We start from the raw sequence: 20,551 nt of genomic DNA on the forward strand, positions 1-20,551 counted from the left end.
CGGCTTACCCATTATTTACTATAAAAAGGAGCGAACATTTTGACTGTTAAAGAAAAAATATATGCAATTCTTGAAGAAGCTCTCGGACAGGCAATTAAAGAGGGTGTATTCACCGATACGGGGTATCCGGCAATCAAAATTGAATATCCCAAAGATACAAAATTCGGTGACTATGCCACGCCTTTTGCCATGGAATCGGCGCGGGTCTTGCGCCGTTCCCCCATGGACACGGGTAATGCACTAAAACCATATCTGGAAAATAATACCGGTATCATAGATCGTGTTGATGTCGTTAAACCTGGATTCATAAATATTTTTATCTCCCATGATTATCTTTGCAGCAACCTGCAGGAGATACTTAATGAAGATAAAAACTATGGAAAAAGGAAAAAAGAAAATCCCCAGAGAATAAATATTGAATTTGTTTCAGCAAATCCCACGGGACCCATGAATGTTGTCTCCGCCCGGGCCGCGGCATTGGGGGATACTATAGGTAATCTTTTTGAGGCCTGCGGCGATGTGGTGGAAAGGGAATTTTACGTGAATGATTTCGGCAACCAGGTCAATCTGCTGGGCCAGTCAGTTCTGGCTAGAGTGAGAGAGCACCTCGGCAGAGACTTTTCCTTTCCGGAAGACGGATATCACGGAGAATATATTAAAGATATAGCCCGTCATATTATAGATTCCTTCTCAACTGAGTTTGAAGCCATTTCCGGAGAAGAGGACCTGATAACCTTCTGTTCTGAAAAGGCCGTGGAGTATAATGTAGGAGGACAGAAAAAAGATCTACAGGATTTTAATGTAAATTTCAGCCGCTGGTTTCATGAGCGAACCCTCCATGAGGAAGGCGCAGTTGAGGCGACATTCAATGATCTCGAGAAGAATGATGTCATTTATGAGAGGGAGAACAAGAAATTTTTCCGATCCACCGATTATAATGACGACAAGGACAGGGTCGTGATACGGGATGACGGCCGGCCAACGTATCTTCTGGCTGACATAGCATATCACAGGAATAAAATAAACCGTAATTATGACCGTATCATCGATATCTGGGGTCCCGATCATCACGGCTACATTGCCCGTCTTGCTGGAGCCATGCAGGCATTGGGATTCCCACAGGACAGATTTAAAATTCTCATTTCACAGCAGGTGAACCTTGTCATGGAAGGCGAGGCCGTCAAGATGTCCAAGAGACTGGGAAGATTTTCCACCATGAGAGAACTGGTAGATGAGATTGGCGTGGATGTGGCCCGTTACTTTTTCCTCATGCGTTCCATGGACAGTCATCTTGATTTTGATCTGGTGCTGGCCAAAAAGCAGAGTTCTGAGAACCCGGTTTTTTATCTGCAGTATGCCCATGCCAGGATCTGTTCCATTTTCCGCGAAGCGGAGAAGAGGGGCATATCCTACAAACCCGGTATTATAAACAAGGAATTACTTAATAATGACGAATCGTCAGCGCTGATGAAACACATGATGAAGTATCCTGAAGAGGTTATTGACGCGGCAGAAACCATTGAGCCCCACAAGATACCCACATATCTTCTCCGGCTTGCCCAGGCCTTTCACCGGTTTTACACCGAGCATCGCGTACTTTCCGAAGAGGCAGAGATGACTAATACCTATCTGACTCTTGCCGATGCCGTGAGAACCGTCCTGAGAAACGGGCTGAATCTTCTGGGAGTTTCGGCGCCGGAACAGATGTAAGCGTTATGAAGACCGTCTCGATTATATCAACCGGGAACGAGCTGCTGTATGGAGCAGTCGTTGATACCAACAGTGCCTATATAAGCCGGGCCCTTTTCCCCACGGATTTTATCATAAGTCGGCATCTGACCGTGGCAGATAGCAGTGTAGATCTGGCCGACGCCATTGCATCCTGCCTTGAAAATTCCAAGGTTGTCATTATTTCGGGAGGGCTGGGACCAACCGAGGATGATCTAACGATTGAAGCCCTGCATGAATTATATAATTTTAATATTGTAATCGATGAAAGTGCGTTGAATAAAATGCGGGATGTGTTCGGGAATATGGGCAGGACTGTTGATGAAGCCGATATAAAAATGGTCTCGATACCCGGGAATTCCATCGTAATAAAAAATGATTTCGGACTGGCACCCGGCTTTATCCTGGAGGTTGGAGATAAAAGCATTATCGCTCTGCCTGGAGTGCCGCGGGAAATTGAAGGGATGTTCGTCCAGGGAGTAGTGCCTTACCTGTATAAGCGATACGGGATGAAAGAAAAAAAATTTATTTCCATGACTATTGCCGGATTGAAAGAGAGTGAGATCAATGATAAAATTAAAATAATTAAATCAATTAATGGCTCCTTTCAGTGGGGCATGACCGCACGATCGGGTCTTGTCTCGATTACCCTTGTCGAAAAAATCGATGGAGCGGCTGGTGATAACACGATATACGGGGAGTTTGGTGATATTTTTAAAGAGAATTTGCTCCTTGAGGGGTTCACAAAACCTGAAGAAGAGATCGTTTATTTGCTGCAAAGATATAATCTGACTCTGGCCACGGCGGAATCCTGCACCGGAGGAATGATTGCTGCACGCATTACCGATATTCCCGGATCTTCACGCGTTTTCAAGGGATCTGTCGTGGCTTACAACAATGATATAAAATCCAGGATACTTCATGTCCCGGATAAACTGCTTCAGGATTTCGGAGCGGTAAGTCAGCCCGTTGCCGGAAGCATGGTCAGGATGATCACTGAACACCTGAATGCCGATATCGGTGTATCGGTTTCAGGAATAGCAGGCCCCGATGGAGGGACTGAGGAAAAACCCGTTGGGACAGTTTGTTTCGGCTTTTACTTTTGCGGAGACCTGCAGACTGAGACAAAAATTTATCCTGGAGACCGGGAAAGAGTGAGACTGTTTTCTTCGCATTATGGCCTTGAAAGAATAAGAAGATATTTAAGGACTCTAAAAAAAGACGTTTTTTAGGGTTTTGACTTATGGGCACCTAAAAAAACCAGGTTTTTCATTATTAATAAATTGAAAGAACCTGATTTTTCCCATGTTTGTGCCAACAAGGGAACATCCAAAACTCAATTTTTAGAGGTTCCCTTATATTGCAGGAATTCGTGCAGGAGACAGACAATTTAATATGAAGAAGAGCATCCTGGCCATTCTGTTGATGATGACCTTTTTTTCCATGACCATCCTCCATAGTGCCCTGAACACCGAATCTCAGTTCAAGCAGGGTGTTGAAGCATTCCACTCTGGGAATTACGCCTCGGCTGAATTGATATTTAAAAGAATTATGGACTCCGATGACGAAGAATTGAAGGAACAGGCATGGTTTTTCCTTGCAAGGTCCATATATTATCAGAAAAATTATAAATCAGCACTGTATGAATTTAACAGCTACCTGAATAAATGCCGTACAACGGCATTATGCAATGAGGCTCGTTACTGGATAGGCGAAATCTATTATTCTCAAAAAGAATATAACAAGGCTATCGAGGAATATAAGCGTTATATTGACAAAACTAAAGAAGGTGGCCTGGTTGCCTTTGCGCATGATCGCATCGGTTCAATATATTACTCGCAAAACAGATATGACGAAGCGATCCTTGAATGGGAAAAATCCATTCAGGCCTGTGACGATAAAAATATGAATGCCCTGAGGGTCTACAATATAGGAGAAGCCCTGTTTAAAAACAACAAGCCGGAAGAATCCCTACAACGTCTGAGTCCCCTGCTCACATCCAAGGCAGATCCCAAAATTATTGCCCGTGCAAGAATAATATCGGGAAGAATTTACCAGCAGAATGAAAATCACAACCGTGCAATTTTACTTTTCAGCGGCGTCCCCAGAGACCTTTTGAAAATAACCCCCTATAGCGAGGTTCAATACTTTCAAGCCTTATCGCTTTTAAAAAAGGGAGATGTTAATTCGGCAAAATCTTTGCTGGAAATGTTTTCCCTGATTGGAAAGGATTCTGAATGGTATCTGAATGCCCTGTTTGAGCTGGGCAAAATACAGGTCGAACAAAACGAGGAGGAAAAAGGCCTTCCTCTGCTGGAGGAAGTACGCCAGGCCATGGGAAAACCTGAATTGAAAAAGGAGGCGGCCAGATTTCTTAGCCGTTATTACTTGAAGAAAGACCCTGCCAGGGCCATACCCTACCTGGAGGATTCCATTGCTTCCAGTACCGGTGATGACGACAGGGAATCGATGATTTTATTGGGGAAAGCATATGTCTCAGCCAACAGGTTCGATGAGGCGGAAAAAACTCTTAACAGTTATGCGAAAAAATATCCTTATGATTCGGAGATGGACCAGGTAAATTTTCTCCGTGCGAGGATATATCTCGAAAAAAATGAAATAAATCGCGCCATGGAACTCCTGCAAGAATTGAAAAGAGAAAATCCCTTCTCTAAATATCTGAATGAATCGAATTATTATCTTGGTATTGTTAATTTCAGGAAAAATGATTTTCAGAAGGCCGTCTCTTTTTTTAACAGCTATCTGAAGATCGGCGATATAGAGAACCGCTATGATGCCATGGTCTATCTGGTCAGGTGCCATATTGAACTCAAGGATCTCAAGCGTGGAGATGCTATTTTGAAAAATCTTTTACGTATTTATTCAGATAAAAATGAGGTCGCCGATATTCTTTTAGCCTTCATAATGGCGCTACGGGAAAATGGGAAAAATAATGCAGCATATATAAATATCCTCATCTCCCGATTTCCTGAATCCGCATCGACCCTGCGCATATATTTCATCATGGCGAATGAATATTTTGCCGGTAAAAATTTTAAAAAGAGCGCTGAATTTTACCAAAAATATCTGGAAGGCAATCTGGCTCAGGAAAGAGGACTTTCATATTATAATCTACTTCTCTCTTTGTATAATATGGAAAAATATAACGAAGTAATAACGATCATTAAAAAGGGTGATATCCCTCCCATGGACGAGCAGCAATGGAAGGAAATCCCGCTCTTGCTGAGTCGTAGCAATTATAAACTCGGTGAATATGAAAAAGTATATAACCAGCTTATTACGGAGAACCTGGAAGTGCTGCCCGTTGATATCAAATATATTTTCTTTAAAAGCGCGGTTCATTCCGGGGATATTCAGACAGCCCTGAAGGCCATGGAGCTTTTCAGTAATGAGAAGGAATATACCGCTGAAGCTAACTACGATATTGGAGACTACTACGCAAAGAATGGAGATATAGAAGAGGCAATGAGCCGGTATTCCCTGATTATTCGGGAATACCCCGATACCAAATATGTTGATTTTGCCAAAATCGGTTATGCCGAGATTTATCTTTCAAGAAACAAGTATGCGGAAGTGATCAGTACGCTGCAGGAAATAAAAAACAATGAATTGAGGAACAGGAAGAACGCGCTTCTTATTCTTTGCTATTTCAGCATGGAAGAGTGGAGCAATGCCGTTAACATTACGAATAAAGAGATACAACGGTTGCTGGGAAGCCCCTATGGTGAATCCATTATAAGGGCTAATCTTAAATATTTTTACATGATTAAAAATGTTGCACAATTCCAGCGCTTTGCCGGCTATCTGTCAAAATTCCCCGGGAATGAAGTTTACCTGAATTATATGTACGGGAAAATATACTATGATATCAAGTCTTACAAGAATGCCTATTATTATCTTTACAAAATCAGCCTCAATGAAAATGACTACATGGATGAAACACTTTTTATTCTGGGAGAAATAAGCCTTTATATTTATAAAAACAAATCGCAGGCTCTCAAGTATTTTGAAAAGATAATCGATGTAAATAAAGATAGTGAATTCGGCTACAGGGCCAGGCTGAAACTTTCTCTCCTTTACAATGAGGACGGCCAGCAGGAGAGGACCAGAGACATTCTCCTTGAAATATTAAAGAGCCCGCGAAAGAAAACATATAATATACAGGCCATGAATATTTATGAATATCTTGGTTTTGATAAGGCACTTTTAAAAGATGTTATAAATTGATCAATGGCAGGATGGAAAAATGAAAGAACCCTATACACTTATAGTGATCAATGGCCCGAATCTGAATATGCTCGGCACGAGAGAAAAAGACATATATGGAACACTCGCGCTCGATGAAATCAGTAGCATGGTTGAAAGCTATGCAAGGGAGAATAACATCAAGGTAATTTTTTTCCAGTCCAATAGCGAGGGCGATATTGTCTCTTTCATTCAGAGCAATCGCCATGCCCATGGCATGGTTATCAATCCTGCCGCCTATACGCACACGTCAGTGGCTATAAGGGACGCCATAGCAGCAGTCAATATTCCGGCAGTTGAAATACACCTCTCAAATATTCATGCCCGCGAGGAATTCAGGAAACATTCTTTTATCGCACCGGTATGTGTAGGGCAGATCAGCGGTTTCGGATATAATTCATATATCCTGGGAATCCGTGCAATCATCGAGTACCTGGAAAGCAGAAAATAGGCGAAGAAGCCTCATTGGGCGATGTTAAGCCTGCTTATTTTTTTATATCGATAATGAGCCTGACTTTTATTGTTTCCTCTTTGGGGGGTACCACCTGTTTGCTGTCAATGATCAGTCCTAGTGTTTTCAGCTGGGAAACCATGTTCAGGTAATTTTTTGAAGGCAGGCTGAAAATAATATAATACATTCCTTTCCTGCCTGTTTCATCGCGCTCTTCAGCAATGGTTCCATCAAGAATCGATATAAGGTTTCTTACCGAGGAAATATTTCCGGAATAAGGCTTGTCTGGTGCATCATCAGAGTCCTTGCCGGCAATCTCATCAGCAGGTTCTGATTTCAGGGATTTTGAAGGAGCCTGTACATCATAGCTCTCTTTCTTCTTTTCCATGCGGTTTATAGTTGCTCCGCTCAGGTTTTCACTGCTTTCCCGTTCAGTTGTAAATGCAGATCTTTCAGCATGAATCTCCATGGCAAGTTCATAGATGATGGGAGGTGAGGGCGGCTCCTTGAACCGAAGGGAACGTACCTGCCTTTTTGCAGAGACCTTCCTGTCCTTCCCTTCTGCGGCAGGTACGGCATCATTTATTTTCCCGGAATTTAATGTTTCCGTGATAATGGATTCTTCCGCGAGACTCTTTTCATTTTCCGACACAAGGAAGGTCTCTTTCTGAATGAAATGAAAGGGTTTGAAAAAAAACACGATTATAAGAGAGACGGCCAGAACGCCTGCAGCTTCCAGGGGAAGTTTTATTTTAATGGGAAGAAACAGCAGGGCTGCCAGATGTTTTAATGATTTTTTTTCCTTTTTTTTGATGACGGTATGGAGTTCCGTCAGGAAATTTGCAGGCGCTTTTTTCTTTTCCAGGGATGATGTGAGGGAAAAATAGGTACGCAATGATTCATGTTCTTTTCTGCATGAGGCACATGATTTTAGGTGCCGGTCAATCGATTGTTTAACCTCACCGTTAATTTCATCGGCGATATATTCCGGCAGAAGATTTTTTATATCATTACAGTTCATTGCCAATAATACCTCGTAATTGTTCCCTGAGAATCTGGCGGGCCCTGGCGAGCCTCGATTTGACCGTGCCTGATTTCATATCAAGTATTTCGGCAATATCCTCATATGTCCTGTCATCCATATCCTTCAGAATTACCAGGGACCTGAGCTCATCGGGGAGACTGCTGACGGCTTTCTGGATAAGGGTTTCCATTTCCTTCCTCTCATACAGTTTGTCGGGACGAGTCGAATTCCTTCTCGCGTCTCCGGAGGACTTAATTTCTGTCACCATCCCTTCAACATCCAGGGATTTATTGATCATGCGACGGTGCGACAGAGAAAGATTGTTCTTGCATGTATTGACAGCTATTCGGTAAATCCACGTCATGAATCCGGACTGGAACCTGAAGCCTTTGAGGCTTCTGTATGCTTTATAGAAAGTGTCCTGGGCGCAATCCCTGGCGTCATCATAATCACCCATCATGCGGAAACAAAGATTGAATACATTATCCTGATACTTTAGAACCAGGGAATCAAAGGCTGACATATCACCCTCCTGAACGAATTTCCTTATCAGGGCATAGTCCTCATCATCGGTTCCGGATTTTTTCTTTTCTTTATTCATTTAGACAGACAAACAGGTATTATTGATCGAATTTTTTGTACACAATACCATTAAATTGTTGCGGGAATATAATCAATTCTTTTTCAATCATGTATGAAGATATCTCCTTATTTTAAAATAATAGCAGCCGCTGTTATCTTCGGGTCATCGGGCTCCTTTGTGAAATATCTTACTCTTCCCGTAGGTGTCATCACTTTTTTCAGGATGGCCATCCCGGCTGTTTTATTGTACCTGTATTTTGTCATAACACGGCACCGCATCCCCTGGAGGGGAAGTTCCGTCATGCTTGTGGCCTCAATGCTAAACGCATTACGCCTATATTTCTATTTTATGGGATACACGTATACCACTATTGGTAAGGCCGTTATACTTTTATATACCTGGCCCATTTTTGCCATGCTTTTCGGGATGATTATTTTAAAAGAAAAAATCAATGCAAGAAAACTGGTTCTGATAGTAACGGCTTTTTCAGGGGTTGTTCTGATATACAGTGGGAATGGCGCCGGCATGAGAAGCGATGAATACCTGGGACTTGCGGCGATTACATTTTCCGCCATGATTTATTCCATAACAGTGGTTCTTTTCAAGAAGGAATCAGTGAGATTTACAAGCTGGGAAACGGTTTTCTTCCAGAATCTCCTTGGTACCTTCATTTATTTCCCATTCCTTTTCCTGGTCGATTACCAGATGCAGGTAAATCAGGCCCTGGCTGTTACCGCATACGGCATGCTTATCGGGCTTGCCGGTTTTGGACTATTTTTTTCATCGTTGCAGGACCTGAAGGCTTCCACCGTATCTTTTCTCAATTATATAGAAGTGGTCAGCGCCATTACACTGGGAATTATCTTTTTTAATGAGAAGCTGACCATGGAAATGGTTATGGGTGGAGCACTTATTATCGCAGCAGCTACTTTAGTACAGAAGGAATAGAGGTCTTCCCCCTGGCTTTGCTGCTGCGAAGGCGGGGATTCCGGTTAGTCAGCTGCTTGATGGCATTGGAGAGTTTCGCGCAAATGATTTCCGCTCCTTCTCCATTATGATGATACTCGTCTACCACTATGCGGTCATAGTCATAATCATCATCGAAGGGCTGAATAAGCATAACATTGGAATACGAGGAAGCCACTTCCCTGTAAATGGCGTTATATTTTTCTATGTTGATATACGCATAGGGACTTTTGGCCAGGAGATTTCTATTGGGCTTGGCCAGAAGAATCGCAATTATACGACAATCTATTTTAACGGCCCTGTCAAAATAATTTATAATATTCGATCTGAATTTTTCAGGACTGATATAGGTCGTTTCAGGTCTGCGGCCCCTGTGTCTTTTAATATAATCAATATAAGTCTTTTTAAAGCGCAGGGGAATGACATTCTGGAGAAACCAGTATTCAAAACCCTGCCTCCGGAAAAGCCGCGGTGCGGCATCAATCATACCGGCCTGCAGGATGACTATGTCCGGTGTGTACATTTCCAGAAGGTCCACGCCGCCGCCGCCGGCAGTAACCAGTCTTTCCGTGCTGAAGCCGCGTTCCGATTTGTCAATAATATCATACAGGGGAAACTTTGTCTTCAGCATGTGTATCCATGTTTCTTCGTACGAAGTCACCGATCTGGGCATGGCCATGGAATCGGCGGCTATGAGTATTCTTAATCTTTCTTTCATGTTATGTATTCGCGTTTTTCAGTTCATTGAAATAATTGATAATATTCTTAACGGATTCCAGTCCAATTTCATCAATATTAATATAGCCGGGATGGATAAAAGAAAAACCCGAGACATCATCGGCAGCCCTGATCCCAGACATGTCTTTTATGGAACAGCGGTATACCAGGTCAAGAGTAAAATAGACAAGGTCGTTGAAAAGATACCGGTTGGGAAAGGATTTAATATACCTTAATTCCGAGATTTCAAGATTAAGCTCCTCATTGATCTCCCGTTTCAGCGCATCTTCCGCGCTTTCCAGAACATCGACAAATCCGCCGGGGAGATCAAGCATGCCCCTGGCCGGCTCTTGGGAACGACGTGTGAAAAGAATTTCATCTTTCTCATTTTCGATAATGGCAGTGACTGCCGCACTGGCGTTGATATAATAATGCAGCGCACATTGTCCGCAGAGGAAGGACATATCCTCTTCGAGGGTAAATCGGTCCGATCCGCAACGCGGACAGAATTTCATTATTTTCCCGGGGTAGAACTGTTCCATGGAAGGGTGAAACCTTGACTATCAGGGCTCAAACTGCTTAATAATTTCCTTTGTAAGATCCATGTAATCCTTTGCTCCTTTACTGTCAGGCTTATATTCAAAGATGGTCTTGCCCCAGCTTGGAGCCTCCTGGAGAGAAACATTTTCCCGTATTATCGTTTTAAAGAGCTTTCCGGGAAGACGCAATTCCGTCTCCTCAAGGACCTCCCTGTTGATAGCCTTGCTGGCATTGTACATGGTGCCGATAATTCCCGTTATCTCCAGGTCCTTATTCAATCTTTTTTTTACCATCTGGACTCCCTCGAAAAGATTGTACATTCCGTGAAAGGGGAGAAACTGGAGCTGGAGTGGAATAAAGATTTCCGTTGAGAAACAGAGAGCATTGAGTGTCAGAATGCCCAGAGAAGGGGGGCAGTCTATGAGAATGAAATCATAACCTTTGATCCCGTCCAGGGCTTCTTTGAGAAGAAATTCCTTAGCGGGGAAAGGAAGAAAATCCAAATCCTTAAGGTCATGCTTTGCCGGGAGAACGTCAATGCCGTCGCGATTCACCAGGATATCGGTATAGGAAAGTTCACCTTTGAGAACCTCAAAAATACTTCGCTCAAGGTCCTTGGGATTGATGCCCAGGTGATACGTGGCCTGCGCCTGATGATCGATATCGATAATCATAACTTTTTTTTGTAACAGGCTTAAGGCAGCGGCAATGTTTACAGTGCTCGTGGTTTTGCCCACTCCGCCCTTGTTATTGGAAATGGAAATAATTCTCATAAAGCCCCCATAATTTTACAGCATCTGTAAAACTCGTTACCATTCGAATTTGCTCTTGCTAAAGGAATTTTTCTTAATTTCTTCAAGAACCTTTAATCCGATATGGAGATGCTGTTCTGCATACTTTTGAAAGACCTTTTCCGCGCTTTCCTTGCTTTTGATACCGCCTTTTTGAAGTGGCATATCAGAAATGAGCATGATTGCTCCAATAGGAATGTTCATGGCATAGGCGACCGAGAAAAGCGTGGCGATCTCCATATCAATGGCAAGTATCCTATGCTGCATGATATAGTCAATGAATTCTTGGTCAAATTCCCACATGCGGTAATCGGTTGTCATCATAATTCCCGACTTGGGGTTTATATTCAATTCTTTTTTAATGGTTTCTTCGCAAATACGATTAATCCAGAAAGTGGGTTGAGCCGGTACATTAGGATGGAGATAGTGTTTACTCGTACCTTCATCCCTGACGCTGGCCGTGGGGATAAGAAGTTCTCCTATTTCCAGTTCGTCATCGATACCGCCGCACATGCCCAGCATTATTGCGCACTGAAGTTGATCAAGGTAGGCAAGGCAGTGGGCAATAATTCCCGCCGAGGGTGATCCCACCCCGTAATTGATGATTGAAATATCGGACTTTTTGTCATGGGCAACGGACCAGTATCCTTTATGCAGTACTGCTCCTGTCATGGCGGCAAAATCCTCCACGTATCGGGGGAAGTTTACCAGGAGGATGGAGGAACAGAATTCATTTATGCCTGAACCAGTATAGCGTTCAAGAGTATTCCGGGCATAGGTGTCGGGACGAAGCGTCTGGCTCATAATAGACCTCTGGTATGTTTTAAAAGACTTGTCATCATCCTTCAAGGGCAGCTTTATAATATTGTTATATGGTAACAGCTTTGTCGTTTTTCAAATATAGCATAGATAATCCCTTCATTCTGGAGCTCAATAAGTGTATCTGACAATACTGCGCGAAATTGTCGTCTCAATGAATCCCCCAGCATAAATCCGCATTTTTTCCGGAACTGTTCGAATAAGGGTTCTGCGAGCCAGGGTATTTTGTCATAAACAGGCAGTATGACATAAAAATCGTCATAGAAAACATCGAAGCTCCTGCCGTATGAATGTGTTGATTCATCGGAGGCGTTTTTATTACTCCCTTTCAGGTTTTTCTGATAGGCTCCCGGGCGTAAAACCGAGGATACGGCTATTTTGACCGGCGGAACAGGTGCCCTTAATCTGAGCTTCTCCTGGAACCGGTTCATCACCGTTTCCAGGCCTTTTTTGGTGGCGTCCGTTGCATAACGATATTTTTGCGGAACATTATAAAAAAAATAAAAATCATCAACACCGGGATCAAGGGGGACAAGAAGGCCTTTTTTTACAAATTCGTTGATATCACTATCCTGAGAGAGAGGCTGAATATCCCCGGACCTGACTGCACAAAGGTGATCAGGGAGAAGATGTTTGCGAAGCTCCATTTCCATTCCCGGTGTCACATGATCGGAATAGATGGGATACTTTTCTATGAAAAGGCGCTCAATCCCGTATATGATCGTGCCATACTCATGAAGTCCCCGAACTGTTGCCGTAATCCCACTGTAATAAGCGAGAAAGGAGGCAGCCATGGAGAATATTAATACGGCAGAAGCAGATAGAAGGATTGCTCGTTTGTTTGAAATGAAACCGGGTTTATTCATGTTTATAAATTAAAGGGTCCTTTTATCACAGCATTTTCCTGAAAACAGTGAAATGCTGCATTCTTTTCCATGGCGGTATAAAGAGGAATGTAGATAATTTTTCCCTGTTGTCAATTAAAAAGTGAATTATACAGCCTGGAGTTGGGAGGTATTTTCTATAATTCGAAGGTAAAATTGCGCTCTTCAAAGAGTTTGATGCAGGCATCGGCTACATCGGGGTCATACAGTTTATTACGATTGCGTTTTATCTCTTCGAGGGCGATATCGATGCCCAGGGCTGCCCGGTAAGGCCGATGTGTGGCCATGGCTTCCACTACATCGGCAACGCTGATTATCTTAGCTTCTATGAGAATCCGGTCACCGGTAATTCCGCCGGGATAGCCTGATCCGTTTATTCTCTCATGATGCTGTAAAACAATATCGGCTATGGGCCAGGGGAATTCAATGGTCTTCAGTATATCATATCCAACGGTAGGATGGGTTTTTATAATGTCAAATTCGGCCTCGCTGATGCGGCCTGGTTTGCTGAGTATTTCCGAGGGTACATATATTTTCCCAAGGTCATGGATGAGGCCGGCCATTCGTATCGCATCGAGATGATCCTGCGTGAGTCCCATCTCAACAGCGATGGCTTCGGCGATAATGGCAACCTTTTTCTGATGCCCGGCTGTATAAGGGTCACGTGCCTCGATGGTGAGCATCATGGCATTTATTATCCCATCCATGGTCTTATGAAGCTTTATCAGGCTCTCACTGCTTTTTTTCTCAGCAGATTTGCGTTCTGTTATATGATTCCATTCGCGGAGGGCCCGTTCGGCGATATGGGGCATATCGAGCATGGAGTTTTCAGATTTTACCACATAATCCAGTGCTCCTGCCTTCATGGCTTCCACGGCGATATGCTCATCTCCGTGGCTAGTAATAACTATGAAGGGAAAAGAAATATCCTCGGTATCCATGGGAAGGATGTCCATGGCTATTCCGTCGGGCAGCAAATAATCTGAAATGACCAGATCGGGCTTTACATCGGCAATTATTTCTCTGGCCTTGGCCAGGGTTCCTGCAATCAAAACCTCAATATCCCGAGACTTGGCTCTGAAGGCTCTCTTCACCAGAATGGCGTGATCCTCTTCATCTTCAACAAGAAGGATTTGCAGCTTTCGTTGCTTGGTCTCTGTGGTTTCCATGTACAAAATTTTTAACTTTGCTATAATGATTATTAAAGATGTAAAATAGGCTTTTCTCTATTTATGTAAGTATGCGTCAATTTTGATGATTTGTCAAGAGGGAGGGGGAATAATATGGAGTCATTTTTTTTCGATCATTCTTCTATGGGCACCTCTGTCGAAATCGTTCAGGATAAGCCATAAGGGCCCTGCCAAATAATGATTTATGAAGGTTCCCGTATGTTTAAAAAAGGTTGCGTTTTTATGTCTTAAAAAAATAGTGTATCAATTACCTGACCATGGGACTAATGTATATTTGCAGGATCAGACAAGATGAGGTTTTTTTATGAGATATGAAGGAGCTATTTTTCGGCCGTTTAGCGAAGCAAGCAGCTACCTTTTACAGTGCACGATAGGATGTTCGCATAATAAATGTACATTTTGCGGCATGTATAAAGATAAAAAATACAGGGTCAGAGCCCTGGATGAAATAATTGATGATATTCATGCTGCAGGCAGACATTATCCCGATACCGAGAAGGTCTTCCTCATAGACGGGGATGCCATTGAAATGGAAACTGATGCCTTGATGGCCATTCTCCATGAATTAAAGGCTGTATTTCCGCTGCTCCGGCACGTGGGGACTTATGTAGGTCCCCTGAGCACGCTTAAAAAGTCACTACCCGAATTAAAAGCCCTGAGAGAGCAGGGACTTACCAAGGCGTACCTGGGCGTTGAAACGGGTAATGATAAACTTCTGGAAGAGATTCATAAGGGTGTAAATCGTGCCGATATGTTAAAAGCGGGTCAGAACCTTGTGGAGGCGGGAATCAATCTTTCGGCCATGGTGCTGCTGGGGATTTCAGGTGAGGACAAAGCAAGCGTGGATCATGCAATTGATACGGCGGAAATCTGCAATGCCATGAGGCCAAACTATCTTGCGGCTCTCACCGTGACTCCCGTTCCCGGAACAATTCTATACAACCGGGTCAGAAACGGCACTTTCCATGTTCTGGAACCTCTGGAAACATTGAAGGAAATGAAAATGATGTTTGAAAATATAACCATCGATAATCTTAAATTCGTTGGAGTCCATGCGTCGAACTACCTTCCCGTAAACGGCACTCTTCAGCGGGATAAGAAAAAAATGATTGAGACTGTCGACAAGGTGCTCAGAGAGGGTGATCGGGCCATACTGAGAGATGAATCCATGCGGGGACTGTAATTCCATCATGACAATAAATTCATCGGGGTTAAGGGCCTTGTTGCTGCGGCGTACCTCGAAATGAAGATGGGCCCCCGACGAGAGTCCCGTTGTTCCCACCTTACCGATGAGATCCCCTTTTCTCACCCTGATGCCGGGTTTTATGAGAATTTCCGAGAGATGGCCATAATACGTGGTAAGGTCTTTTTCGTGCTCTACTACGATAAGATTGCCGTAGCCATTGCGGTTGAACTCAGCCTTACGGATGATGCCGTCGGCCGCGGCCTTTACCGGTGTGCCGATAGGGGCGGCAATATCAATACCCTTGTGAAAGGATTGCCGTTTCTTTGTGACGGGATGAACTCGATATCCGAAATTGCTGCTTCTTTTTCCTTCAATGGGCAACAGGAGGGTACTTTGTTTTCCTGTTGATTCTTTTTTTTCCGAATCGTCGGGCTTTGCGAGGTCTTTTTTATCAGCTGGTATATCCTTCTGGATAAAGGCGCCGAATGCCCAACCCTCGTCATTGTTCTCTCTTTTTACCAGGAACCATCGTGCTGCCACACCGTTTATCGTTTCATTCTCTTCGGATTGAGCCAATAGTTGAACTTTTTCTCTGAATGTCAGATTACCCACAACTTCACTGGACGTGGTCTGCCATGATCGCAGGCGTACGGAATCGGTATTCACATAGGCATAGACCGGCTCAGGGACCTTTTTTTTCGAGTGGATATGATCCGTATCCGTGATATCGGTAATCTTGTCGAGATCCACGGGATTATCAATCTGGGTATGACTGTCCTCGCCCAGACGTCCGTTAATATCATTCATGAATGCTTTCATTTTTTTCAACAGATCCTGTTTTCTTTTCATATCCTGTGTATATTGTTTATTCACCATATCTTTTTGTTTTTTCCGCTGAGCTTCAAAAATTGTTTCGGAATGAAGCATAAGAGGCATGGCCAGTAAAAGAATTATGGAAAGGACCTGTTTTAGTTTCATGTATTTATTTCTCCCGCTCATGTATGTATTTATCATCGAATACATGCATATATTTCTTTACTGAAGAAAAGTCGTTCCTGAATATACTTGACATAAAAGCCGCTGAGGACTGTTTAATATATCATTATACCTTATGAATGCCGGAATGACAATGAAAAAACCGTCAGCATATTTACTCCACTGCAGCATTGCAGTATTATTTATTCTGGTGCCTCTGCAGCGGAGCGGTATGGCCATGGAGCAGATTATCATGGGCAGGACCGCATATATCCCCCTCAGCCACCTGGAACTCAACCGTGAGTACCGGGTTGCCGGCAGTACCGATACTCTCCCGGAAAAATCCTTCGATTTCAATGGTTTCGGTTTCAAGGTGGAATACAACCGGAGGTACGGAAGATTCTGTCTCAGCACCGGTCTCGAGTGGGATGTTCTTCTGGGGCTTAATGAAAACAGCGGCATCCGGATACACTATTTCATTCCCGATGTTTCCGTGAAACTGTTCCTGATCAAGAACATTGACTTCTATTTCGGCGCAGGACTGGCAGCCAGGGTTCCGGTAAACAAGGTGCAACTGGGGCCCATAAATTATGACCGGCACACCGATCTATGGGGCAGGTTTATCCTGGGATATTCATATGAGCTCATAAAGGGGATTGTGGTAAACGCAGAATTCAATTATGATACGGTCATCACCTTCAGTCAGTGGTCCACGGGAAAACGCGAGAGCGATGGGGCAGCTGTCCGCGTCATTCCCGATTATGCCTATGATGTGAAATTGTATATCGGAGTGGGGCGAAAAATCTGAGGGGACTTCTAAAAATTAAGTTGATTCCCATAATTACATCGCAAGACCGCCGTTTATGCCTTCAATGAGGGCCAGTGCATTTAGTCCCAGGTCCGGCACAAAATATCCTCCCTCGAGAATGCTGAAAACCCGTCCCCGGCAGATCCTTCCGGCGAATTCTCCCGCGATAATACCGATCGTCCTGTAATCTTCCGTAGAAAGATTGCTGCCCCAGTCCTTTTCGTACTGGTCGAAACCTGCGCTGATGCCGATGATGTCAGCTTCGGCTATTTTTTTCAGTTCATTTCTGGTCTCATCAATGAATTCCCGGGGAGTGGATGACTGAATATTGATGACCGATACATTGTTGTCGTATTTAAAAATATTATCCGTGCCGTCGCCGAAATGCAGGTCTATATCGAGTATTACCGCTTTGCCGATTTTTCCCGTATTGATAAGCCTGGATATGGCGATTGCCATATTGTTAAAAAAGCAGAATCCCCAGTTCTGATCAGGACTGGCATGATGGCCCGGCGGACGAATGATGCCGAAGGCGTTGATACCTTCCATGGCAAGTTCGCTGCAGAGTATGGCACCCCCGGCAGAAAGACAGGCCACTTCATATCTGCCGGAATCCTGTTTTTCCGATTCCAAAAGGCCGCGGGAATGGCAGAGCAGGATATCGTCTTCACTGCAGGGACCTGGTTCGATAACGGGAAAATGATCCATGAGAGTCTGGAATATCGAGGTTACCCTGTCGGGTTTTTCACAGGACGCCGTTGAATAATGGGTCGCATAACGGGAATGATAAATTAATCTTGTTTCCACGCTCATATATGCCTCCGGGTAATAACATCCTGGCAATGCAGTTATTGATAATCCCCGGGGCCGGTTTTGTCAATGTATTTTAGGCCGGGGCTAAAAGAGACGTCCAAGAATCACGGGCAGGGCATATTCAACACGCATTATTCTCTCTCCCAGTTCAACGGGCACAAATCCTGTCTGCTTCAGGAGGTCTATCTCATAGGGGATGAATCCGCCTTCGGGTCCGATAGCCAGCGTAACAGGCGTTGTGACATTACGGGGACAGGAATGGCTCTCATAGGGATGGGCAACCAGCGCAAGAGTTCCTGCTGCTATTGAGGGAAGTTCATCTTCCACGAAGGGCTTGAAGAGAGGTCGAAGATTGACCATTGGAAGAATGGTGTCCCTGGCCTGCTCCAGTCCCAGTATAAGCTCTTCTGCGATGGTATCGGGAGAGAGAAGGGGGCTCTGCCAATAGCTTTTTTCAACGCGCCATGACCTGATTAGGTATATATTTTTTATGCCCATGGTGGAGGCGCAGTGAAGTACTTTCTTCAGCGTCTTGGGCCTGGGAAGGGCCAGAACCAACGTAACGGGAAGGGCTTCGGGAGGCGGAGTATCAAGCGTTACTTCCATGAGCGCGTACTTGTCTTGCAGTTCAATGATGTGCCCTGTTCCACGGAGGCCGTTTAGTTTTCCCACTTTCAATGTATCATAAAGCCCGGCGCCATGAATATCAACGAGATGACGAAACCGCCGGTCTTTGAGCCGCACCCTGGTTTCGGAGATAAAATCATTTTCGAAAAGTATTATCTGGTTCATGACAAGTCATGCTTGCGTATTATGGGTTCCACATCAAGATATTTATAGACTGTAATGATCAATTATTTTGTCAGACGATGATAAAGACCACATCGTTGACGGTCATGTCATACCTGAATTATTTGAGGGGCAGAAGAATCTGCGATGAAAATTGCGGGGGAGAGAGAGCGCTATTCGGATATCTGACATCTGAGTAGTATGCCCGGACATAAAAAAAAGAACAAATAATGCCATCCTATGCATTTTGATCTGCTGATGGCATTAAAATTACATCATGCTTGTGCCGATGGCTGCTGATCTTTTTTGGGAAAACGGGGTTTCGCAAAATTTACACGGATATTCCTTCCCATGATTTCATTGCCGTCAAGCTGTGCAATGGCTGTGTTTGCATCATTTTCACTGGCCATCTCAATAAAGCCGAACCCCTTGGATCTGCCGGTATACTTGTCTATGATGATCTTGGCAGATTTTACCTCTCCATGTGATTCGAAGAGATTTTTCAGCGAATCCTCTTTCATGTCATAGGACAGGTTTCCCGCATAGAGATTTACTGACATACAAGTACCTCATAAAAATATGATTTTGTAACTTCTTTAAGGGGAAAAGCCGCTGTTGATATTTGTGTATAACGGGCTGAAGTGTGGTTGGTAATCCAGAATTTCTCGATAAAGAAGTTTTCTGAATGAAAGATCGGCGCATTTTAAAAGTGAAATGCAAATATATAATATCTTATAGTAAGACAGTAAGATAAAGTCAAGAAAAAAATTATTCCAGACCAGGCATATGAGTCATGAATGATTTTAAAAAACCTTCACTGTTGAAATCCGATTTTTCTTTGATAATGCCCCCGGCCATGTCGGCATGACCTCCGCCAAAACCGATCCCCCTGAGTACGTCCTGGATAATTTTAGACGCATTCCAATCCTGTCGCTCGCTCCGTACAGAGATGTTGATCTTGTCTTCATTGTCTGCACAAAGAATAACGAAATCAACCTCTTCGAGAGCCAGGATGAAATCCCCCAATATTCCCAGCAGGTTCTGATTGCACCCCTGGGGAAAATAACAAAAGGCAACACTTTGTTCAATTTTAAGATTGTCTATTGCGTATCGGTAAAAGTTCAGATCCTTTGTCTGTATGTAGTTGCGCAGAAGGGAGTTCACCTGCGACACGTTAGCTGCGCTGTAGAGGTTGGCGTAAGCGTCGATATCATCCTCACTCACACCGCGGGTGAGAAGCGCAGTGTCCATGTTGATACCTATAAGCAGCACCGTTGCCGTGTCGCGATTTATCACAACATTACAATCACGAAAATATGAATAAATAATTGTTGAACATGCACCGTATCCCGGCCTGATGTCGATAAGCGGCACGTCTTCCGGCGAAATAACGTTGTGGTGGTCAATAACGGCAATTTCATCGCCTATGAGGTCCGTAACGTTTTTGTTTCCCTTGCACCCGTCGACGATTACTATCCAGTCATCCTCTCTGAGTTCGTATTCCGATGCATTGCGGATATCAATGCCGAAATCGTTTATCATTTTTTTAAGGGAGTCACGCTGCAATTCTCCCTCAAAAATTATCGATGTCCTTATGGCGAACTCCGAAAGGAGTTTCTGAAGTCCATATGCTGATGCCACGGCATCATGATCAGGGAAATTGTGTGTCTGAATGTATATATGGTCTTTTGCTTTCAGGTGGTCTATGAGGTTTTGTATAAACATGGTATTATAATCGATGAAAGAAACAAAGTGATAGTGATAATCTGCATTCTATCCTTAATATATTTCAGGCTTTTTAAATGCAGACGTCAAGATAAAAAAAGGCCGTTCTTTGTAAAAAAAACGGCCTGTCACGTAAGAGATGATTGGTAATCGATAATTTTAAATAGCGTTGATAATTGTATCGAGCGTATCTTTTGCATCACCCAGAAGCATGGTGACATTGGTTTGTGAATACAGGGAGTTTTCCACGCCGGAATATCCCGGCTTCGTGTCTCTGTTGCAGACGATAACGTTTT

At 43.7% G+C, this 20,551-nt stretch carries 21 protein-coding genes; 7 read left to right on the forward strand and 14 right to left on the reverse strand.

Annotation, left to right across the window (positions count from 1 at the left end; genetic code table 11):
* Positions 1–39: 39 nt before the first annotated feature.
* The 4 genes from CVV44_04560 (at position 40) to aroQ (ending at position 6,445) form a co-directional block, all read left to right on the forward strand.
* Complete coding sequence (locus tag CVV44_04560; GenBank protein PKL40884.1) at positions 40–1,710, forward strand: arginine--tRNA ligase; 1,671 nt, start codon at positions 40–42, stop codon at positions 1,708–1,710.
* Between the two features lie 5 nt (positions 1,711–1,715).
* Positions 1,716–2,960, forward strand: coding sequence for a hypothetical protein (locus tag CVV44_04565; protein ID PKL40885.1), 1,245 nt, complete (start codon positions 1,716–1,718; stop codon positions 2,958–2,960).
* A 163-nt stretch (positions 2,961–3,123) separates the two neighbouring features.
* Complete coding sequence (locus tag CVV44_04570; protein ID PKL40886.1) at positions 3,124–5,976, forward strand: hypothetical protein; 2,853 nt, start codon at positions 3,124–3,126, stop codon at positions 5,974–5,976.
* Between the two features lie 19 nt (positions 5,977–5,995).
* On the forward strand, positions 5,996–6,445 hold the full coding sequence (aroQ, locus tag CVV44_04575) for a type II 3-dehydroquinate dehydratase (GenBank protein PKL40887.1): 450 nt from the start codon (positions 5,996–5,998) through the stop codon (positions 6,443–6,445).
* 34 nt (positions 6,446–6,479) lie between these two features.
* Here the strand turns inward: aroQ and CVV44_04580 are convergent, their stop codons facing one another.
* Together CVV44_04580 and CVV44_04585 are read right to left on the reverse strand one after the other, a co-directional pair.
* Positions 6,480–7,466 (reverse strand): hypothetical protein, encoded by a 987-nt coding sequence (locus CVV44_04580; protein PKL40888.1) that lies wholly within the window; start codon positions 7,464–7,466, stop codon positions 6,480–6,482.
* On the reverse strand, positions 7,456–8,070 hold the full coding sequence (locus CVV44_04585) for an RNA polymerase sigma factor RpoE (GenBank protein ID PKL40889.1): 615 nt from the start codon (positions 8,068–8,070) through the stop codon (positions 7,456–7,458). Before CVV44_04585 ends, CVV44_04580 begins: the two co-directional genes overlap by 11 nt.
* A 93-nt stretch (positions 8,071–8,163) precedes the next feature.
* Here CVV44_04585 and CVV44_04590 point away from each other — a divergent pair, with 93 nt between their 5' ends.
* Positions 8,164–9,000, forward strand: coding sequence for a hypothetical protein (locus CVV44_04590; protein PKL40890.1), 837 nt, complete (start codon positions 8,164–8,166; stop codon positions 8,998–9,000).
* Here CVV44_04590 and CVV44_04595 read toward each other — a convergent pair.
* The 6 genes from CVV44_04595 to CVV44_04620 form a co-directional block, all read right to left on the reverse strand.
* On the reverse strand, positions 8,978–9,736 hold the full coding sequence (locus CVV44_04595; GenBank protein PKL40891.1) for a hypothetical protein: 759 nt from the start codon (positions 9,734–9,736) through the stop codon (positions 8,978–8,980). The genes CVV44_04590 and CVV44_04595 overlap by 23 nt on opposite strands.
* Before the next feature lies 1 nt (position 9,737).
* The gene (locus CVV44_04600) at positions 9,738–10,277 is read right to left on the reverse strand and encodes a DNA mismatch repair protein MutT (GenBank protein ID PKL40892.1); all 540 of its coding nucleotides are present in this window, start codon (positions 10,275–10,277) and stop codon (positions 9,738–9,740) included.
* Positions 10,278–10,298: 21 nt separating this feature from the next.
* Entirely contained in the window at positions 10,299–11,048 is a 750-nt protein-coding gene (locus CVV44_04605) for a chromosome partitioning protein ParA (protein ID PKL40893.1), read from the reverse strand.
* Between the two features lie 36 nt (positions 11,049–11,084).
* Positions 11,085–11,870 (reverse strand): AMP nucleosidase, encoded by a 786-nt coding sequence (locus CVV44_04610; GenBank protein ID PKL40894.1) that lies wholly within the window; start codon positions 11,868–11,870, stop codon positions 11,085–11,087.
* Between the two features lie 53 nt (positions 11,871–11,923).
* Entirely contained in the window at positions 11,924–12,751 is an 828-nt protein-coding gene (locus CVV44_04615) for a hypothetical protein (protein ID PKL40895.1), read from the reverse strand.
* A gap of 155 nt (positions 12,752–12,906) precedes the next feature.
* A complete protein-coding gene (locus CVV44_04620) occupies positions 12,907–13,710 on the reverse strand; it encodes a hypothetical protein (protein PKL40921.1) in 804 nt (267 codons plus the stop codon).
* A gap of 553 nt (positions 13,711–14,263) precedes the next feature.
* Between CVV44_04620 and CVV44_04625 the strand changes: the two genes are divergently transcribed.
* Positions 14,264–15,142, forward strand: coding sequence for a radical SAM protein (locus CVV44_04625; protein ID PKL40896.1), 879 nt, complete (start codon positions 14,264–14,266; stop codon positions 15,140–15,142).
* Here CVV44_04625 and CVV44_04630 read toward each other — a convergent pair.
* Entirely contained in the window at positions 14,894–16,168 is a 1,275-nt protein-coding gene (locus tag CVV44_04630) for a hypothetical protein (GenBank protein PKL40897.1), read from the reverse strand. The genes CVV44_04625 and CVV44_04630 overlap by 249 nt on opposite strands.
* A gap of 106 nt (positions 16,169–16,274) precedes the next feature.
* Between CVV44_04630 and CVV44_04635 the strand changes: the two genes are divergently transcribed.
* Positions 16,275–16,928 (forward strand): hypothetical protein, encoded by a 654-nt coding sequence (locus CVV44_04635; GenBank protein ID PKL40898.1) that lies wholly within the window; start codon positions 16,275–16,277, stop codon positions 16,926–16,928.
* Between the two features lie 33 nt (positions 16,929–16,961).
* Here CVV44_04635 and CVV44_04640 read toward each other — a convergent pair whose 3' ends face one another.
* The 5 genes from CVV44_04640 to CVV44_04660 form a co-directional block, all read right to left on the reverse strand.
* A complete protein-coding gene (locus CVV44_04640) occupies positions 16,962–17,741 on the reverse strand; it encodes an acetylpolyamine aminohydrolase (GenBank protein PKL40899.1) in 780 nt (259 codons plus the stop codon).
* Between the two features lie 84 nt (positions 17,742–17,825).
* Entirely contained in the window at positions 17,826–18,533 is a 708-nt protein-coding gene (locus CVV44_04645; protein ID PKL40900.1) for a 16S rRNA (uracil(1498)-N(3))-methyltransferase, read from the reverse strand.
* Positions 18,534–18,805: 272 nt separating this feature from the next.
* On the reverse strand, positions 18,806–19,090 hold the full coding sequence (locus tag CVV44_04650; protein ID PKL40901.1) for an RNA-binding protein: 285 nt from the start codon (positions 19,088–19,090) through the stop codon (positions 18,806–18,808).
* Positions 19,091–19,298: 208 nt separating this feature from the next.
* Positions 19,299–20,255: a recombinase RecJ gene (locus CVV44_04655; GenBank protein ID PKL40902.1), complete on the reverse strand. Its 957-nt coding sequence runs from the start codon at positions 20,253–20,255 to the stop codon at positions 19,299–19,301.
* A 159-nt stretch (positions 20,256–20,414) separates the two neighbouring features.
* Positions 20,415–20,551, reverse strand: a 137-nt coding sequence (locus CVV44_04660) for a hypothetical protein (GenBank protein PKL40903.1), incomplete at its 5' end; no start/stop codon positions are given.

Source organism: Spirochaetae bacterium HGW-Spirochaetae-1, from assembly GCA_002839375.1.
GTDB lineage: Bacteria > Spirochaetota > UBA4802 > UBA4802 > UBA5550 > PGXY01.

Coding starts and splice junctions, on each gene's coding strand:
- CVV44_04570 (PKL40886.1), top strand. CDS start 3,124: ATGAAGAAGAGCATCCTGGCCATTCTGTTGATGATGACCTTTTTTTCC.
- aroQ (PKL40887.1), top strand. CDS start 5,996: ATGAAAGAACCCTATACACTTATAGTGATCAATGGCCCGAATCTGAAT.
- CVV44_04645 (PKL40900.1), bottom strand. CDS start 18,533: ATGAACCAGATAATACTTTTCGAAAATGATTTTATCTCCGAAACCAGG.
- CVV44_04610 (PKL40894.1), bottom strand. CDS start 11,870: ATGAGCCAGACGCTTCGTCCCGACACCTATGCCCGGAATACTCTTGAA.
- CVV44_04615 (PKL40895.1), bottom strand. CDS start 12,751: ATGAATAAACCCGGTTTCATTTCAAACAAACGAGCAATCCTTCTATCT.
- CVV44_04580 (PKL40888.1), bottom strand. CDS start 7,466: ATGAACTGTAATGATATAAAAAATCTTCTGCCGGAATATATCGCCGAT.
- CVV44_04600 (PKL40892.1), bottom strand. CDS start 10,277: ATGGAACAGTTCTACCCCGGGAAAATAATGAAATTCTGTCCGCGTTGC.
- CVV44_04605 (PKL40893.1), bottom strand. CDS start 11,048: ATGAGAATTATTTCCATTTCCAATAACAAGGGCGGAGTGGGCAAAACC.
- CVV44_04650 (PKL40901.1), bottom strand. CDS start 19,090: ATGTCAGTAAATCTCTATGCGGGAAACCTGTCCTATGACATGAAAGAG.
- CVV44_04585 (PKL40889.1), bottom strand. CDS start 8,070: ATGAATAAAGAAAAGAAAAAATCCGGAACCGATGATGAGGACTATGCC.
- CVV44_04565 (PKL40885.1), top strand. CDS start 1,716: ATGAAGACCGTCTCGATTATATCAACCGGGAACGAGCTGCTGTATGGA.
- CVV44_04590 (PKL40890.1), top strand. CDS start 8,164: ATGAAGATATCTCCTTATTTTAAAATAATAGCAGCCGCTGTTATCTTC.
- CVV44_04620 (PKL40921.1), bottom strand. CDS start 13,710: ATGGATACCGAGGATATTTCTTTTCCCTTCATAGTTATTACTAGCCAC.
- CVV44_04635 (PKL40898.1), top strand. CDS start 16,275: ATGAAAAAACCGTCAGCATATTTACTCCACTGCAGCATTGCAGTATTA.
- CVV44_04595 (PKL40891.1), bottom strand. CDS start 9,736: ATGAAAGAAAGATTAAGAATACTCATAGCCGCCGATTCCATGGCCATG.
- CVV44_04630 (PKL40897.1), bottom strand. CDS start 16,168: ATGTATTCGATGATAAATACATACATGAGCGGGAGAAATAAATACATG.
- CVV44_04640 (PKL40899.1), bottom strand. CDS start 17,741: ATGAGCGTGGAAACAAGATTAATTTATCATTCCCGTTATGCGACCCAT.
- CVV44_04625 (PKL40896.1), top strand. CDS start 14,264: ATGAGATATGAAGGAGCTATTTTTCGGCCGTTTAGCGAAGCAAGCAGC.
- CVV44_04655 (PKL40902.1), bottom strand. CDS start 20,255: ATGTTTATACAAAACCTCATAGACCACCTGAAAGCAAAAGACCATATA.